This window comes from Streptomyces himastatinicus ATCC 53653, assembly GCF_000158915.1.
GTDB lineage: Bacteria > Actinomycetota > Actinomycetes > Streptomycetales > Streptomycetaceae > Streptomyces > Streptomyces himastatinicus.
In genome coordinates this window covers 121,539-137,657 of the sequence record NZ_GG657754.1, presented here as the reverse complement: position 1 = coordinate 137,657, position 16,119 = coordinate 121,539, and the positions used below count along the sequence as shown (strand labels likewise).

The window sequence follows — 16,119 nt, the reverse complement described above, 5'->3', positions numbered from 1 at the left end:
CCCCCGCCGCCCGCGGGTCAGCGGGCCCGGAAGGCGGTGGCCAGCACGGAGACGGTGACCTGGCCGGGCAGGCAACCGCTGGCGGCCAGGTCCGCCGGGGCCCCGTGGCGTGCGCTCGGAGTCATCCCCACCAGATCGAGGGCCTTCTGCTCGGTCAGGGGCAGGGCGTACTCGACGTGTTCCGTGACGGTGGCCTCGAAGCGGGGGTTCAGCGCCTGGTGGAGGCGCTGTTCCTTGGCCGGGTCGATCGAGACCATCGCGGGCAGCCCGCGCAGCTCGGCCAGGTGGCGGCCGGTGGGGCGTACGACGACCAACCGGCCGCCCGGGCGCAGCACTCGGTGGAACTCGGCGGGGTTGCGCGGGGCGAACACGTCCAGCACGACGTCCGCCGCCCCGTCGGCCAGCGGGAAGGGCCGGAAGACGTCCCAGGTCGCGGCCGCCGCTCGTTCATGGGCCCGGGCTGCCGAGCGCAGCGCGCGCACCGAGGTGTCCAGCCCCAGACCACGGGCGCCCGGCAACTGGTCAAGTGCGCCCGCCAGGTAGTAGCCCGTGCCGCATCCCACGTCCACGATCGTGGCCTCCTCGGGCATGTCCCCGGACGCCAGACGGGCCACGGCCCGGCGGATGGGCGCATAGCCACCGGTGGCCAGGAACCGTGTCCTGGCCCGGGCCATGGGTGCGTCGTCACCGCTGGTGGCGCGGTTGCCCGTCAGCAGGCTGACGTAGCCGTGGCGGGCGATGTCGTAGGTGTGACCCGCCGGGCAGCGCAGTGCGCCGCGGTCGGGGTGGAGGCGGGTATGGCAGGTCGGGCAGCGCAACAGGGCGAGGAACGGTTCGAGGGCGGGGCGAAGCAACGCGGGCATGAGGCACTCCTGGCACACGGTGAAGGGAAGGGACCGTGCCCGCACGCGCGTCGAACACCCGATGCCCGGCCACCCCTTTACGGGCAGCGCGGGGAAACGTGGTTCACGCAGCGGGCACACCGAGGAGGGCGGCGCCGTTCGGCGTCGCCCTCAAGACCTTCCGATCACAGGAAGCAGCAGTGCGGGATGCTCATGAATGCCACGCGACAAGTCTACGAGGCTGCCCCGGGCCGTGGGCCTCGGCCTGTTCTAGGATCTTCGGCATGGCGAAGCGCGCGGTCCACCGGCGGGCCCGAAAGATCCTGGGCGAGGAGCCCGTGGCCCTTGTCTGGTGCGAGATCCGCAGGCCCATCCCCACGCCACCCGATGACGTTCACCGCGCCGCGGGCAAGGGGCGGCTGAAGCCCGGCCACCACTGGCTGCTGTATGTCGGGGGCGTCGTGTTCTTCTTCGTCGTCATCCCGATGATGCTGATCGACAAGCTCGGTGCCCGATTCGATCGGCTCCTCCAGCCACGACGCGACCGCCGACCGCAGGCAGGGGAGCCGCGAAATGGCGGACGCGGTCCGGTCCGCGATCGCCGACAGGACCCGACCAACGGCGTCTTCGACGGCGACTGGAACCTGACCGCGGGCCAGCTGCTGCTGCGCTGGTACGGGCACTCACCCAACCCGAAACGTCTGATCATGCTGGCCCGCGACCGCGTCTGCATTGCCACATCCCCTCGCCGTCGGCTTTCGCCCACCAAGGCCGACGACTTCCAGACCGTCGCGGAGTTTCCCCACGATCAGGCCCGCGTCGAAGGCGAGGCGGGCCAGCCGCGCGGATTCGCCACGTTCCGGCTCCGCTTCACCGATGGCTCCTGGCTGGAGGTGGGACGGCTGGGCGAATCGGATGACGCCGACCACTTCCTCCGTACCGTCAGTGGCTGACCCGGGGTGACATGCCCGAATGGGAGTAATGTCCCCATAGGCTGAATAACCCGACCATATTCTCCTCCGGAACCCCAACAGAGGAGAGTGATCGACGTGCTCCGCACCCTCAGATGCATCGCCACGATCGCCGCGGTGATCGGAATCTCCTGTGCTCCGAGCACCGCCATCGCCGATGACTACACCCCGGCGTCCGGCCACTACATCAACCACACCGGCCCTGACACCATCCCAGGCGGGCCGGGCTCGCCCGGGGGCCCGCAAGACGTCGATACGACTCTGGTCATCGTCAACACGCTGAACTCTCCGGCCATCCTGCTGTCCCAGACGGGCGACGCGGCGTTCTTCCCGTCCCGGGTCGACCCCATGTCGGCGAGCGGTGCGCGGATCTTCGCTCTGCCTGCCAGCGCCGTCTATCAAGTGGGCCCTGTACAGGTCACCATCGCGCTGGACGAAGACGGCAACCCCAGCTGCACGACCACCGGAGACTTCGTCGAGTGCGTCATCAATGAGCTGCGGCCGAACCTCATCCATTTCAACCTGATCTTCTGACGGGACCGAGCCCTGGACCGTCCAACTCCCCGACATGCGGCGCCCCGGGAGGACGGCGAGCTGCGGACGTATTTCGAACGGCCCCAGGACCGCCAAGGCAGCAACCCCTGACGCACTCGTCGACGCCATGGCCCGCGTCGGATTCGACCTTGAGGTGGCCGGACGCTCGCAACGAGACACCGGTGGCGATCAGCCGTCCAGTGAGAGCGCGTTCTTGGCGTGCGCGACGGAAGCCTCGGAGGCGGGCCCGCCGGGATTCTCCGTGGCCAGGGCCTGGTTGACGTTGACGAAGGTGCGCATCCGCTGCTCGTAGCGGGAGTACGCCACGTGGTGGTCGCCGCTCGCCCGGGCGAGGCAGTCGGCCAGCACGTAGGCGCCCACGAGGGCGAGGCTGGTGCCCTGCCCCGAGAGCGGGGAGGGGCAGTAACCGGCGTCGCCGAGGAGGGCCACCCTGCCCCGCGACCAGTGATCCATCCGGATCTGGGCCATGGCGTCGCAGTAGAAGTCGGGTGCATGCTCTGCCGCCTCGGCCAGGCGGGGACCTTCCCATCTCAGAGAGGCGAGCTTGTCGACGATGAGTCGGCGAAGGGTGCCGTTGTCGCGTCGGTCGTGGGGGAGAGGGGGTGACTGGAAGCCGAAGGCGATCCTGAGTTCGGTGTTGTCGCGGACGGGCATGATGCCGAAGCCCACGTCGCCGTCCCGAAGCCAGATCTGCCAGTGGTCCAGGGCGAGGAAGTTGTCCGCACCGAACACGGAGAGATAGCTGCCCAGGTGATGGGCGAAGCGGTCCTCGGGGCCGAAGGCCAGGCGCCGAACGGTCGAGTGCAGACCGTCGGCCCCGATCACGAGATCGAACGTGCGGGACGCCCCGTGGGTGAAGGCGACGCGCACGCCGGTCGCGTCCTGATCGAGCGCGGTGATGCTGTCGCCGAAGAGGTACTCGACGTCCCCGCGGGTGTGCTCGTGCACCATCCGTACGAGGTCGTCGCGCAGCAGCTCGATGTCATCGCTGTCGAGCCGGCCGCTGCTGAAGGTCGCCTCGGTGGAGCGATCGACTTCGTGGCCGTCGGGGTCGAGGATCGACATGCCGCGCATCCGCGTCCGTACGCGCCGCGCCTGTTCCAGGAGACCCATCCGCTCGACGACGTCGAGCGCGACGCCGCGGATGTCCACCGCCTGGCCGCCGGGGCGGGGGCTCGGGGCGCGTTCGACGATGGTGGTCTCGAAGCCGTGGCGGTGGAGCCAGTGGGCGAGTGCGGGCCCGGCGATGCCGCCGCCGGAGATGAGAACAGTCTTCACGGGAAGCCTCCAATACGCTGTACGCGCAGTGAACGTACGCCGTACGCGCAGGCGCTTCAACAGGTCAAACTTAGGCCTGTACTAGGTCAGTTACCCTTCCCTCGGCGTCCTCGCTGATAGCCTCTGCACTAGTACAGAACCGAAAGGCGGCACGACGTGACGAATCCCACGGACGCATCCGGGCAGCCGCCCTATCTGCGCATCGTCGCCGAGATCCGCCAACGCATCATCGACGGCGAACTCGCCCCCGGGGACCGGGTCCCCTCGACCCGCCAGATCGCCAGGGAGCGCGGTGTCGCGCTCGCCACCGCCACCAAGGCCCTGACCACCCTGCGCCTCGAGGGACTTGTCGAGACCCGTCCCCGGACCGGCACCGTCGTCGCCGGAACCTTCGCTCCCGCCACGCCGCCCCGTAAGCCCACGACGCCCGCCCCCGTTCCGGCCCCGGAGCAGGAGCTGACCCTCGACCGGATCGTCCGTACGGCCATCGCCATCGCCGATGCCGAAGGACTCCCGGCCCTCTCCATGCGCGGTGTCGCGGCCCGGCTCGGCGTCGCCACCATGTCGCCCTACCGATACGTACCCAGCAAGGACGACCTCGTCCTCCTCATGGCCGACGCCGCATTCGGGGAGGAGACCTACCCCGCCGATGCGCCCGAAGGGTGGCGGCCACGCATCGAGCTGGGCGCTCGTACCCTCTGGACTCTGTACCGCAGGCACCCGTGGCTGGCCCAGCTCGGGTCCCTCACCCGCCCGTTGATGGTGCCCAACCTGATCGCCCACGGCGAATGGATGCTCAGTGCCCTCGACGGCCATGGCCTCGATCCGACCACGCTGTTCGACATCCACCTACTGATCTACGGCCATGTCCAGGGCCTGGCGGTGCACCTGGAGTGGGAGGCGCACGCCGAAGCCTCCACGGGGCAATCGGAAGACCAGTGGATGGACAGCCGGGCGCCCGCCCTCCGGGAGTTGGTGGAGTCCGGCCGTTTCCCGACCTTCGCCAAGGTGGTCGGATCCTTCAGCGAGGGCCCCGATGGCACCGATGGCTATGACCTGCGCCTCGACGATCTCTTCGCCTCCGGCCTCTCGGCCCTCCTCGACGGACTGGCCCCCCTTGTCGAGGGTTCGTAGCGGCAACGGCAGCCGGGCGCCCCGCGCCTGCCCGGGAGGGGCGGGGCGCGGGGCGTATCGGGGCGGTTTGCGGGTCAGAGGACGGAGATCAGGAGCGATGCAGCCGACTCCTGGCGGCCGATGGACGCCTTGTCGAACGGTCCTGCCCAGCTCTGTCCGTACTGGTTTTCGCCGTTCCGGTCGTTGGCGTAAGCGGAGTTCGCCTGCGCCTGGAGATAGCTGCGGTAGGGATGTCCGAGGAGGGCCTTGTCGAGTTCGCCGAGGTTGCGCGCGAAGATGCCTTTGAAGGCCGTCCCGTCGAATTCGCAGTTCCCGACCGCCTCGCAGGGCTCGGTCAGGATGCCCTTCGGCGACAGCTGCGGGCTGGCGATCACGGCGTCGGCGATCTGCCGCGCGGTGGTGAGCATGCTCTTGTCGCCGGTGGCCTTGTACAGCTCGACGAGCCCGCCGAGGACCACGCCCTGGTTGTAGGTCCAGGTGGTGCCGCCGTTGTTGGCACAGCCGCCGCTCTGCGTGGTCAGGCCGTCGTTGACGAGGTGATCGTTATTGATCATCCCGCTGTTCTTGAACCAGTTCCACGCTTCGAGGGCGTGGTTCAGGTACACCTTGTCGCCGGGGATCCGGTTGTGCAGGGACGCGGCGAGCTTGATGTACAGCTCGATGCTGATCGCGTTCTTGTAGGTCTTGCTCGGGATGTCCCACCAGATACCGCCGCCACAGGTGTCATCCCAGTAGTCGCGCATGTAGGTCTCGTCCAGCTTGGCGATGTTCAGGTACTGCTTGTCGCGGGTCAGGTCGTACATGCGGGTCATGGCCAGCGCCCACCAGCCGGTGTCGTCGGTGGAGTCGGCCCTGAACTCGCCGCCGCCCTGCGGCCACCACTCCAGGGGCTTCCGCTGTTCGGCGATCGTGTTCTTGACCTCGGGCAGATACTTCCGTGAGCCGGTCGTCGTCATGTAGTCCAGCAGCGCCTGGAGGGCGTTCCCCGACTGCCACCAGGGGGCATCGGGATTCCAGCGGCCGGTCTTCTGGTCGTAGAAGCCCATCATCGCGTCGATGGCCGCGGCGGCCTTGGCGCGTGCGGTGGGGGCGGCCTGAGGTGCGCCCTGGGCCGGCACGGCGGCCGCGAGCAGGGACAGGACCACACCGCAGGCGGCGACGACCGCGGTGGTCCATATTCTTCGGGCCCGTCTGTGCATGTCGGGAACTCCTTGGGTGGTGAGAGGCACTGCTCCTCGGGGGTGGGGCGTGGGGTGCGTAGGACGGCGCGGGTACACCGTCAGGGGCTGTGGCCGGGTGGCCGGTATCCGGGCGGCTGGGACGGCCTCATGCGGTGATCACCTTTCCGCCCGCCTGCCGGAACAACTCCAGCGTCTGGGGGTCGGCGCCGGTGGTGGTGACGAGGACGTCGACGTCGGAGAGCGAGCACAGGCGCAGGCTGCCCGTACCGGGGAACTTCGTCTCGGTGGCCACCAGCACCACGCTGTCGGCGACCTCGATCATGGCCTGCTTGATGGGCGCCTCGACGGCCATGTTGTCCACGACGTGCCCGCTGGGCCGTACGCCCGTGCAGCTCAGAAACAGCAGGTCGGCGCTGATCTGTCGCAGGGCCGTCTCGGTGAGCGAGCCGACCATGGACTGATAATTGCGGCGCAGTACGCCACCGAGCATGACCAGCCGTACCGCGTCGTCGTCTCGCAGCTCGTCCAAAACGGCCACGTTGCTGGTGATCACGGTGACCGGGCGGCCGCGCAGCCGACGGGCGATCATGGCGGTGCTGGTGCCGATGTCCAGGACGACCACGCTGTCGTCCACCACGAGTTCCGCGGCGCGCGTGGCCATGGCTTCCTTCATCGCCATGTCGTGTGATGCCGAGACGTCGAACGGCTCCTCGTCATCGGCCTTCTCCGCCGCGGCCTCCGCGCTGGCGCTCAGCGACAGGGCGGCACCGCCGTAGGTGCGTATGAGCTCGCCGTCGCGGTCGAGCAGGGCCAGGTCGCGGCGGATCGTCGACTCGCTGACCTGGAGCCGCTCGGCCAGCTCGCGCACGGAAGCCACACCTCCCGTCATTCGGAGGGATTTCACGATCTTGGCGTGCCGTTTGCTCGAAGTCACGCGCTGAAAGTAGCACCAGCTGACTGACTTCGGTCACGGGAAAAAGTAAACAAGTGCTTTACTGACCGACTCTTGTCATAAGCGGAATCACTTGCTCATAGTTGAGCACCTTCATGGCCACGCACGGCGTGTCCGAGGTGGAGATGTCCCGACCGGCGCGGGCGGCGCCTCCCGGCGCCCCGCCTCCCGCCTCCCACACCCCGCCTTCCCGCACCCCGCTCCCCACCACCGCGGACGAGATCACAGGAGAACCACCCATGAGCGACAAAACACGTTATCGTCGCCTCGCCGCGGCCACCCTCACCGCCGCGTGTCTGACAGCCGCGGCGGCCTGCGCACCGGGCGGCGACAGCGGTTCGCCGAAGGGCTCGGGCAGCGCGAGCCCGGTCTCCACCGACCCGGCCAAGGCCGGCAAGGTCACGCTCACCGTGTGGGACCAGAACACCGATGCCGGCACCGACGCCTCGACCAAGGCGCTCAACGCGGCGTTCATGAAGAAGTACCCGAACGTCACCATCAAGCGCGTCTCCCGGTCCTTCTCCGACCTCAAAACGACGCTCAAGCTCGCCCTGTCCTCCGCCAACCCCCCGGACGCCATCCAGGCCAACCAGGGCTACCCCGACATGGGCGCCTTCGTGAAGGCCAAGCTGCTCCAGCCCGTCGACCGCTACGCCAAGGTTTACGGCTGGTCCACCGCCTACCCCCAGCAGCTGCTCGACCTCAACAAGTTCTCCGCCGACGGCAAGACCTGGAAGACCGGCAACCTGTACGGCGTCTCCCAGACCGGCGAGATCATCGGTGTCTACTACAACAAGGCCAAGCTGAAGTCCCTCGGCATAGCACCCCCGGCCACCCTCGCCGAGTTCCAGAGCGCGCTCGCCAAGGCGAAGGCCTCCGGCCTGCTGCCTGTCTCCTACGGCGACTCCGACAAGAGCCCGGGCATCCACCTCTTCGGTGTGGTCCAGGCCCTGACCGCGGGCAAGGCCGAGGTCCGCAACCTGGTCTTCGACCAGGGCAAGGCGAAGTGGACCGGCTCCGGCACGGTGAAGGCCGCCCAGGTCCTCCAGCAGTGGGCCAAGAAGGGCTACCTGACGCCCGGCTTCAACGGCCAGAGCGCCGACCAGGCCGCGTCCGCCTTCGCCGCGGGCAAGTCCGCCTTCCTGGTGGACGGCACCTGGCAGCAGGCCACGCTCGCGCAGAAGATGGGAGCCGGAAAGGTCGGCTTCAGCGCACTGGCCCCGTCCTCCGGCGCCACCCCGCTCACCCAGGGCGGCGAGGGGTTGGCGTGGGCGGTCACGTCCAAGTCCCGGCACCCCGACGTGGCCGCGGCGTACATCAACTTCCTGGTCGACGCGGGCGGCATGAAGGCCTCCGCGGACAAGGGCAACCTCCCCGCGCTGCCGCCCCCGTCATGGAAGCCCGCCAAGGGCACGGTCCACGCCGACATCCTGAAGGAGTGGAAGGCCGTCAGCCAGAAGGACGGACTGCTGCCGTACCTCGACTACACGACCCCGACCTTCTACGACACCCTCACCGCCGCGGTACAGGAGGTGACGGCAGGCCAGCTGAGCCCGGAGAAGTTCGGCGAGAAGCTCCAGGCCGACTACTCCTCCTTCCAGCAGAGCAGGTAGGCCCGCGAGCGGAAACGGAAGCCATGGCAGTCACCACGCCCCGCACACCCGCGCACAAGCGCCCGGCCGAAGCGCCCCGACGGCGGCGGCCGGCCGGGCGCCGCGGCCGCATCCAGGCGAAGGGATACCTCTACCTCCTGCCCGCCTTCACCGTCCTCGCCGCCTTCCTGCTGGTCCCGCTCGGGCAACTGGTCCAGATTTCCCTCTACCACTGGGACGGGCTGTCCGGCTCGACCTGGGCCGGTCTCGCCAACTACGCCGAGATCGCACGAAGCCCGCAGCTGCGCGCGAGCTTCGTCCACTCCCTGGTGCTCATCGTCTTCTACGCGGTTGTCCCGACCGTGCTGGCCCTGATGCTGGCAGGGGTGACCACCCGTGCGGCACGGCTGCGCGGCGCGTCCTTCTTCCGCGCCGTGATCTTCCTGCCCCAGATCGTCGCCATGGTCGTCACCGCCACCGCGTGGACGGCCATCTACGCGCCCGACGGAGTGCTCAACACCCTGCTGCGGGCCATCGGCCTGAAGTCGGTCACCCGCGCCTGGCTCGGCGACTTCGGCACCGCCCTGCCGGCCGTCGGCCTCATCGGCACCTGGCTGGAAATCGGCCTGTGCCTCGTGCTGTTCATCTCCGGGATCAGCCAGATTCCGCGCGAACTCTACGAGGCCGCCAAGGTGGACGGCGCCGGAGCGGTCCGGGAGTTCTTCGCCGTCACGCTGCCCGGACTGCGCGGCCAGATCACCGTGGCGCTCACCCTCACCGTCATCGCCGCGCTGCGCACGTTCGACCTGGTGTACATCACCACGCACGGCGGCCCCGGCGACTCCACCAGTCTGCCCGCCTTCGAGGTGTACAACCGTGCCTTCAGTACCGGCCAGGTCGGCTCGGCCTGCGCCATCGCCGTGGTCCTGACGCTGATCATCCTGCTGGTCACCTACGCGATCACCAAGCTCCAGCCCAAGGAGGACTGACCGGTGATCTCCCGGCGCGAACGCGCTCTCAGCTACGCGATCCTCATCGTCTTCGCGGCCCTCGCCACGCTGCCCCTCATCGGCGTGCTGACCTCCGCGCTCGCCCCGCGCAGCCAGTCCTCCGCGTCCTTCAGCTGGCCGGACCGGCTCGACTGGGGCAACTTCTCCGAGGCCTGGGCCGAGGGGCACTTCGCCACCTACCTCGCGTCCAGCGTGCTGGTCACCGTGAGCGTGGTGCTGCTCACCGCGGTCCTGGCGATCCTGGCCGGTTACTCCTTCGCGCACTTCACCTATCCCTGCCGCTCGCTGCTCTTCTACACCACCCTGATCGGCCTGATGGTGCCGCCGGAGGCATTCGTCATCCCGCTCTACTTCAACCTGCGCTCCCTCGGTCTCACCGACTCGTACTGGTCGCTGATCCTTCCGCAGACCGCCCAGTCCCTGGCCTTCGGCATCTTCTGGATGCGCAACTTCTTCCGTTCGGTGCCGTCCAGCGTGATCGAGGCGGCCAGACTCGACGGGGCCTCGGACTGGCGGGTGCTGTGGCAGATCCTGGTGCCGTCCGGGCGCCCGGCACTGGTCACGATGGCCATGCTCGTCTTCATGTGGACCTGGAACGAGTTCCTGCTCCCGCTCGTCATGATCACGAACGAGAGCAAGCGCACCGCGCCCCTCGGCCTCGCCTTCTTCCAGGGCGAGCACACCACCCAGTTCTCCCTGCTTGCCGCGGCGTCCGTGATCGTGGCCCTACCGGTGGTGATCCTCTATGTGTTCCTCCAGCGTCACTTCATCTCGGGGATGCTGTCCGGGGCCGTGAAGGGATAGCCGACCGACGGCGAAAACTCAGGCCGGCCCGGGGTGCGGCTGCCCTGCCCGGGCCCGTTGGCGGCCTGTGCGGGCCACTCAGGTGAATCCTTCACAGGGGATAGGTGCGACTTCACACCGGAAGCGGTGGCGGCACCGAATCTGACGTCGATGCCGGATGTCGACCGGGTCGAATTCGGGCTGGTCAAGGTCCACGTCCGGGAGTGGCTGGGGTATGTGTGGGTGTGCCTGGCCGACGATCCTCCGTCGTTCGAGGAGGACGTGATCGGCGTGGTGGCCGAGCGGCTGGGAGATGCCGAGGCGATCGCGAACTACGGGATCGACGGGCTGCGGCCGGGGCGGCGGATCACCTACGACGTACAGGCCAACTGGAAGCTGATCGTCGAGAACTGCATGGAGTGCTATCACTGCGCGACGATCCATCCGGAACTGACGGAGGTGCTACCGGAGTTCGCGGATGGCTTCGCGGCGCAGTACTACGTGGGCCATGGCGCGGAGTTCGGGGAAGAGGCCCGGGGATACACGTCGACGGCTCGGAGGGGCTGGACCGGATCCACCGGATGTATCCGATGGCGGCCGACCGCACGGTCGTGGAGTGCGACTGGCTCTACCTCCCGCATGTGGTCGACAGCGGCGCGGATGTGGAGCGTTCGGTGGAACTGTTCCACCAGGTGAATCAGAAGGACTTCGACGCGTGTGAGCGTACGCAGCCGGGGATGGAGTCCCGGGCGTACACCAAAGGCGGTGTCCTGGTGCCCATCGAGCACCACATCGGCGCCTTTCACACCTGGCTCCAGGCCCGACTCGGCGCGTAGCGGAGCGCGGCACCGGCACCCCGGCGCTCGGGCGCCACCGGCCCGCGGCCACGCGGGCCGGGCGGGGCTCAGCCCGCGTAACCCATCCGGTGGCTGATCTCCTCGGCGCCGTTGACCAGCACGGGAGCGAGTTCGGGGATGCGCTCCTCGGTGAAGCGGTAGGCGGGGCCGGAGGCGCTGAGGGCGGCGATGACCTCGCCGTCGCCGGACCGGATCGGGGCCGCCATGGCGTGCAGTCCGATCTCGAGTTCCTCCAGCGTCACCGCGTACCCGCGCTTCCGCGTCTCGGTGAGGTTCTTCTCCAGCTTGGTCTTGGCGGTCAGGGTGCGCGGCGTCAGCTTCTCCATCCCGGACGCCTTGAGCGCCGCGGCGCGCTCCTTCGCGGACAGGTGGGCCAGCAGGATCTTGCCGCTGGACGTGGCGTGCAGCGGGGTGAGCTGCCCGACCCACCGGTGGGTGCCGACGGCGCCCGGGCCGCGCACCTGGTAGAGGTTGACCGCGTAGTGCTCGCGCAGGACGGCGATGTTGACGGTCTCGCCGATCTCCTCGGCCAGCCGCTCGCACACCGGCCGGCCCTGCTGGGTGATGTCGAGGCGGCCCATGACCGAGCCCGCCAGGCGCACGATCCCGAAGCCGAGCCGGTACTTGCCCCGCTCGGCCGCCTGCTCGACCAGACCGCGTGCCTCCAGCGCTCCGAGCAGGCGGAACGCGGTCGACTTATGAACCTCGATCTCGGCGGCGACCTCGCTCACGCCCGCCTCGCCGCGCTGGGCGAGGATCTCCATGACGCTGACGGCACGGTCGACGGACTGCACCCCGGTCCCCGGGGGACCTGTTGTTCCACCATCTGCCGTGTAGTTGCCCATAACGCAACTATACGTGCAGGTGAGCGGGGGGCTCGTGGGCCAGGACCTGTCGGAGGGCGGCCGTCAGCGGAAGACGACCGTACGGTTGCCGTTGACCAGTACCCGGCTCTCACTGTGCCATTCCACGGCGCGGGCGAGCACCTGGGCCTCGACGTCGCGGCCCATGGTGACCAGCTCGTCCGGGGCGCGCGAGTGGTCCACGCGGACGACGTCCTGCTCGATGATCGGGCCTTCGTCGAGGTCGGACGTGACGTAGTGGGCGGTGGCCCCGACGAGCTTGACGCCGCGCTCATGGGCCTGGACGTACGGCCGCGCGCCCTTGAAGCTCGGCAGGAACGAGTGGTGGATGTTGATCGCCCGGCCGTCGAGCTGCTTGCACAGGTCGTCGGAGAGGATCTGCATGTAGCGGGCGAGGACCACGAGGTCGACGTCCAGCTCGTCCACGAGGCGCAGCAGCCGCGCCTCAGCCTCGTGCTTCGTCTCCGGGGTCACCGGTATGTGGTGGAAGGGGATGCCGTAGTTCCGGGCCAGCGGCTCGAAGGTGCGGTGGTTGGAGACGATCGCCGGGATGTCGACCTTGAGGGCGCCCGTGGACCTGCGGAAGAGCAGGTCGTTCAGGCAGTGGCCGAACTTCGACACCATGATCAGCGTGCGGGTCGGGGTCGACGCGTCGTGCAGCTGCCAGGTGATCCGGTGGGACTCTGCCACCGGCCCGAAACCCGTCCGCAGCTCCGCCAGGGAGACGTCCGGGTCCAGGACGTCGAAGTGCACCCGCATGAAGAAGCGGTCCTGCCGCCGGTCGTCGAACTGTTGGCTCTCCAGGATGTTGCCGGAGTGGCTGACGAGATACGTGGCCACGGCGTGGACGAGGCCGGCCCGGTCCGGGCACGACAGGGTGAGGACGAACTCGCGGCCGGGCTGCGGTCGAGGAGACATGACATCCTCCATCGTGGTGCGTATGGCGCAACGTGGTGAGTGATGCGCAACATGCTCCAGTGCGGTGGCCGGGCGGTCAAGGGGGCTTTTGCGGGCCGGTCGATTCCCTGATCCGACCCTTGACAGCCCCCTGGGCCCCCTGCACTGTGTGTTGCGCAATGCGAGGCACGTTGCGCTGATCGCAACTGGAGGTTTGTGATGGCGGGACCGCGAGTGGTCATCATCGGCGCGGGCGTCGTGGGGGCGGCGCTGGCTGACGAACTGTCCTCCCGGGACTGGACCGACGTGACGGTCGTGGACCAGGGCCCGCTGCCCGCCACCGGCGGGTCGACGTCCCACGCCCCCGGCCTGGTGTTCCAGACCAACGCTTCGAAGACCATGACCGAGCTGGCCCGCTACACGGTCGAGAAGTTCCGCTCCCTCGACCTCGAAGGACAGCCCTGCTTCCTGGAGGTCGGCGGCCTGGAGGTCGCCACCACTCCCGAGCGCCTGGACGAACTCCACCGACGGCACGGCTGGCTCGCCTCGTGGGGCATCGAGGCCCGGGTGATCGGCCCCGAGGAGTGCGTCGAGCTGCACCCGCTGGTGGCGCGCGAGCGCGTGCTCGGCGGACTGCACATCCCCACCGACGGCCTGGCCAAGGCCGTCCTCGCGGTCGAGGCGCAGCTGCGCGCCGCCCGCGCCCGCGGCGTACGCACCCTCGGCCGCCACGAGGTCCTCGACATCCGCACCGACGACGACAACCGGGTGACGGCCGTCCGCACCGACCACGGCGAGATCCCCGCCGACATCGTCGTGTGCTGCGCCGGGATCTGGGGTCCCAAGGTGGCCCGCATGGCCGGCATGAACCTCCCGCTGACCCCGCTGGCCCACCAACTCGCCTGGACCGGCCCGGTGCCCGCCCTCGCCGGGCAGGACCGGGAGGCCATCCGCCCGATCCTGCGCCACCAGGACGCGGACCTGTACTACCGCGACCGCTTCGACCGGCTCGGCATCGGCTCCTACGGCCACCGGCCCATGCCCATCGACGCGGACGACATCCTCTCCGTGGACGCCGCCGAGGACATGCCCTCCGTCCTGCGCTTCACCGAGGACGACTTCGCCGAGGCATGGACCGAGACCCAGGCCCTGCTGCCCGCGACGAAGGAGACCGAGGTCGAGGAGGGCATCAACGGCCTGTTCTCCTTCACCACCGACGGACTGCCCCTGCTGGGCCAGTCCCCGGACGTGAAGGGCTTCTGGGTCGCCGAGGCCGTATGGGTCACCCACTCCGCGGGCGTCGGCCGCGCCATGGCCGAATGGCTCGTCGACGGCCACTGCTCGTCGTTCGACCTGCACGAGTGCGACGTCAACCGCTTCGAGCCCCACCAGCTCGCCCCGGAGTACGTCCTGGCCCGCGACTGCCAGAACTTCGCCGAGGTGTACGACATCCTCCACCCCCTCCAGCCGCCCGGCGCGCCCAGGCCCCTGCGCACCAGCCCCTTCCACCCCCGCCAGCGGGACCTGGGCGCCGTCTTCCTGGAGGCGAACGGCTGGGAGCGGCCCCAGTGGTACGAGGCCAACGACGCCCTGGTGGCGGGGCGGAACATCCCCGTGCCGGGCGACTGGGCGGCCCGCTACTGGTCGCCGATCGTCGGCGCCGAGGCCCAGGCCACGCGGGAGGGCGTCGCGATGTACGACATGACGGCCCTCAAACGCCTGGAGGTCACCGGCCGCGGGGCCGCCCGCTTCCTCCAGCACCTCACCACGGGCAACGTCGACAAGTCCGTCGGCTCCGTCACCTACACCCTCACGCTCGACCACGACGGCGGCATCCGCAGCGATGTGACCGTCGCCCGCCTGGGCCGCGACCACTTCCAGGTCGGCGCCAACGGCAACCTCGACCTCGACTGGTTCGCCCGCCACCTGCCCGAGGACGGGTCGGTGCAGGTCCGCGACATCACCGCCGGCACCTGCTGCGTCGGCCTGTGGGGCCCCAAGGCCCGCGAGGTCCTGCAACCCCTGGCCGACCAGGACTTCTCCCACCAGTGCCTGAAGTTCTTCCGCGCCAAGCGGGCCCACATCGGCGCCGTCCCCGTCACCGCCATGCGGCTGAGCTACGTCGGCGAACTGGGCTGGGAGCTGTACACCACCGCCGACATGGGCGCCAAGCTCTGGGACACCCTCTGGGATGCGGGCCGCGAACACGGGATCATCGCCGCCGGGCGCGGCGCGTTCAACAGCCTCCGCCTGGAGAAGGGCTACCGCTCCTTCGGCCATGACATGACCTACGAGCACGACCCGTACGAAGCCGGGGTCGGCTTCGCCGTGAAGCGCGACAAGGACGACTTCATCGGAAAGGCCGCGCTGGAGCGGCGCGCCGAATCCGTGACCCGGCGGCTCACCTGCCTGACCATCGACGACCCGGCCTCCGTCGTCATGGGCAAGGAGCCCGTGTACGACGGCGACCGCCCGGTCGGCTACGTCACCAGCGCCGCCTTCGGCTACACCGTCGGCAAGGGCATCGCCTACGCCTGGCTCCCCGCCGAACTCGCCACCCCCGGCCGGACCCTGCACATCGGATACTTCGGCCGGCGGATCCCCGCGGCCGTCGCCCAGGAGCCCCTGTTCGACCCGTCCATGCAGCGCCTGCGCGGCTGAGGAAGAGGTACCACGAACATGAGCGCACACATCCTCGACGGACGCCGCACCGCCGCGGAGATCCGCACCGAACTCACCGCCCGCGTCGCCGCCCTCACCGCACGGGGCGCGGCGCCCGGCCTCGGCACCCTGCTCGTCGGCGACGACCCCGGCAGCCACGCCTACGTCGCCGGAAAACACCGCGACTGCGCCCAGGTCGGAATCGCCTCGATCCGCCGCGAACTCCCCGCCGACGCCACACAAGCGCAGATCGAGACCGTCGTCGACGAACTCAACGCCGACCCCGCCTGCACCGGCTACATCGTGCAACTCCCGCTGCCCCGCGGCCTCGACACCGGCGCCGTCCTCGCCCGCATGGACCCCGCCAAGGACGCCGACGGCCTGCACCCGGCCAACCTCGGCCGGCTCGTGCTCGGCGTCGACGGCCCCCTGCCCTGCACCCCGCGCGGCATCGTCGAACTGCTGCGCCGCCACGACGTGCCCCTGGCCGGGGCCCGGGTCTGCGTCATCGGCCGCGGCGTCACCGTCGGCCGCCCCCTCGGA

Annotated in this window: 14 protein-coding genes and 1 pseudogene; 9 read left to right on the top strand and 6 right to left on the bottom strand. The window is 69.4% G+C overall.

Annotated elements, in window-relative coordinates; all coding sequences use genetic code 11:
* Positions 1-17: 17 nt before the first annotated feature.
* Entirely contained in the window at positions 18-863 is an 846-nt protein-coding gene (locus SSOG_RS00630; RefSeq protein WP_009712241.1) for a putative RNA methyltransferase, read from the bottom strand.
* 263 nt (positions 864-1,126) lie between these two features.
* Between SSOG_RS00630 and SSOG_RS00625 the strand changes: the two genes are divergently transcribed.
* Positions 1,127-1,795, top strand: coding sequence for a hypothetical protein (locus SSOG_RS00625; RefSeq protein ID WP_009712240.1), 669 nt, complete (start codon positions 1,127-1,129; stop codon positions 1,793-1,795).
* Positions 1,796-1,891: 96 nt separating this feature from the next.
* Positions 1,892-2,347 carry a hypothetical protein gene (locus SSOG_RS00620; RefSeq protein WP_154685875.1) on the top strand — a complete coding sequence of 152 codons (456 nt, stop codon included), beginning with the start codon at positions 1,892-1,894 and terminating at the stop codon, positions 2,345-2,347.
* 189 nt (positions 2,348-2,536) lie between these two features.
* Here SSOG_RS00620 and SSOG_RS00615 read toward each other — a convergent pair whose 3' ends face one another.
* On the bottom strand, positions 2,537-3,646 hold the full coding sequence (locus tag SSOG_RS00615; RefSeq protein WP_039936204.1) for an FAD-dependent monooxygenase: 1,110 nt from the start codon (positions 3,644-3,646) through the stop codon (positions 2,537-2,539).
* A gap of 156 nt (positions 3,647-3,802) precedes the next feature.
* Here SSOG_RS00615 and SSOG_RS00610 point away from each other — a divergent pair, with 156 nt between their 5' ends.
* A complete protein-coding gene (locus tag SSOG_RS00610) occupies positions 3,803-4,780 on the top strand; it encodes a GntR family transcriptional regulator (RefSeq protein ID WP_009712237.1) in 978 nt (325 codons plus the stop codon).
* Between the two features lie 74 nt (positions 4,781-4,854).
* On the opposite strand, the gene SSOG_RS00605 is transcribed toward SSOG_RS00610, so the two are convergent.
* Positions 4,855-5,979: a glycoside hydrolase family 76 protein gene (locus tag SSOG_RS00605; RefSeq protein ID WP_009712236.1), complete on the bottom strand. Its 1,125-nt coding sequence runs from the start codon at positions 5,977-5,979 to the stop codon at positions 4,855-4,857.
* Between the two features lie 127 nt (positions 5,980-6,106).
* A complete protein-coding gene (locus SSOG_RS00600; RefSeq protein ID WP_009712235.1) occupies positions 6,107-6,895 on the bottom strand; it encodes a DeoR/GlpR family DNA-binding transcription regulator in 789 nt (262 codons plus the stop codon).
* Between the two features lie 257 nt (positions 6,896-7,152).
* On the opposite strand from SSOG_RS00600, the gene SSOG_RS00590 reads away from it, so the two are divergent.
* The 4 genes and pseudogenes from SSOG_RS00590 to SSOG_RS00575 all read left to right on the top strand — a co-directional run.
* On the top strand, positions 7,153-8,526 hold the full coding sequence (locus SSOG_RS00590) for an extracellular solute-binding protein (protein ID WP_009712234.1): 1,374 nt from the start codon (positions 7,153-7,155) through the stop codon (positions 8,524-8,526).
* 23 nt (positions 8,527-8,549) lie between these two features.
* A complete protein-coding gene (locus tag SSOG_RS00585; protein ID WP_009712233.1) occupies positions 8,550-9,494 on the top strand; it encodes a carbohydrate ABC transporter permease in 945 nt (314 codons plus the stop codon).
* 3 nt (positions 9,495-9,497) lie between these two features.
* Entirely contained in the window at positions 9,498-10,319 is an 822-nt protein-coding gene (locus SSOG_RS00580) for a carbohydrate ABC transporter permease (protein WP_009712232.1), read from the top strand.
* A gap of 66 nt (positions 10,320-10,385) precedes the next feature.
* Positions 10,386-11,134: pseudogene (locus SSOG_RS00575) on the top strand (SRPBCC family protein); the annotation flags it as partial.
* Between the two features lie 68 nt (positions 11,135-11,202).
* On the opposite strand, the gene SSOG_RS00570 reads toward SSOG_RS00575, so the two are convergent.
* Both SSOG_RS00570 and purU read right to left on the bottom strand, forming a co-directional pair.
* Positions 11,203-12,000 carry an IclR family transcriptional regulator gene (locus SSOG_RS00570; RefSeq protein ID WP_009712230.1) on the bottom strand — a complete coding sequence of 266 codons (798 nt, stop codon included), beginning with the start codon at positions 11,998-12,000 and terminating at the stop codon, positions 11,203-11,205.
* A 63-nt stretch (positions 12,001-12,063) separates the two neighbouring features.
* Positions 12,064-12,936: a formyltetrahydrofolate deformylase gene (purU, locus tag SSOG_RS00565; RefSeq protein WP_009712229.1), complete on the bottom strand. Its 873-nt coding sequence runs from the start codon at positions 12,934-12,936 to the stop codon at positions 12,064-12,066.
* Positions 12,937-13,134: 198 nt separating this feature from the next.
* On the opposite strand from purU, the gene SSOG_RS00560 reads away from it, so the two are divergent.
* Both SSOG_RS00560 and SSOG_RS55350 read left to right on the top strand, forming a co-directional pair.
* Positions 13,135-15,576, top strand: a complete 2,442-nt coding sequence (locus tag SSOG_RS00560) for a GcvT family protein (RefSeq protein WP_039936199.1) — start codon at positions 13,135-13,137, stop codon at positions 15,574-15,576.
* A gap of 18 nt (positions 15,577-15,594) precedes the next feature.
* A partial coding sequence (locus SSOG_RS55350; RefSeq protein WP_009712227.1) for a tetrahydrofolate dehydrogenase/cyclohydrolase catalytic domain-containing protein occupies positions 15,595-16,119 on the top strand: 525 nt, incomplete at its 3' end.

Excerpts from the sequence above, each read along its gene's own strand:
- SSOG_RS00630 (WP_009712241.1), bottom strand. The coding sequence starts at position 863 with ATGCCCGCGTTGCTTCGCCCCGCCCTCGAACCGTTCCTCGCCCTGTTG.
- SSOG_RS00625 (WP_009712240.1), top strand. The coding sequence starts at position 1,127 with ATGGCGAAGCGCGCGGTCCACCGGCGGGCCCGAAAGATCCTGGGCGAG.
- SSOG_RS00605 (WP_009712236.1), bottom strand. The coding sequence starts at position 5,979 with ATGCACAGACGGGCCCGAAGAATATGGACCACCGCGGTCGTCGCCGCC.
- SSOG_RS00590 (WP_009712234.1), top strand. The coding sequence starts at position 7,153 with ATGAGCGACAAAACACGTTATCGTCGCCTCGCCGCGGCCACCCTCACC.
- SSOG_RS00585 (WP_009712233.1), top strand. The coding sequence starts at position 8,550 with ATGGCAGTCACCACGCCCCGCACACCCGCGCACAAGCGCCCGGCCGAA.
- SSOG_RS00570 (WP_009712230.1), bottom strand. The coding sequence starts at position 12,000 with ATGGGCAACTACACGGCAGATGGTGGAACAACAGGTCCCCCGGGGACC.
- purU (WP_009712229.1), bottom strand. The coding sequence starts at position 12,936 with ATGTCTCCTCGACCGCAGCCCGGCCGCGAGTTCGTCCTCACCCTGTCG.
- SSOG_RS00560 (WP_039936199.1), top strand. The coding sequence starts at position 13,135 with ATGGCGGGACCGCGAGTGGTCATCATCGGCGCGGGCGTCGTGGGGGCG.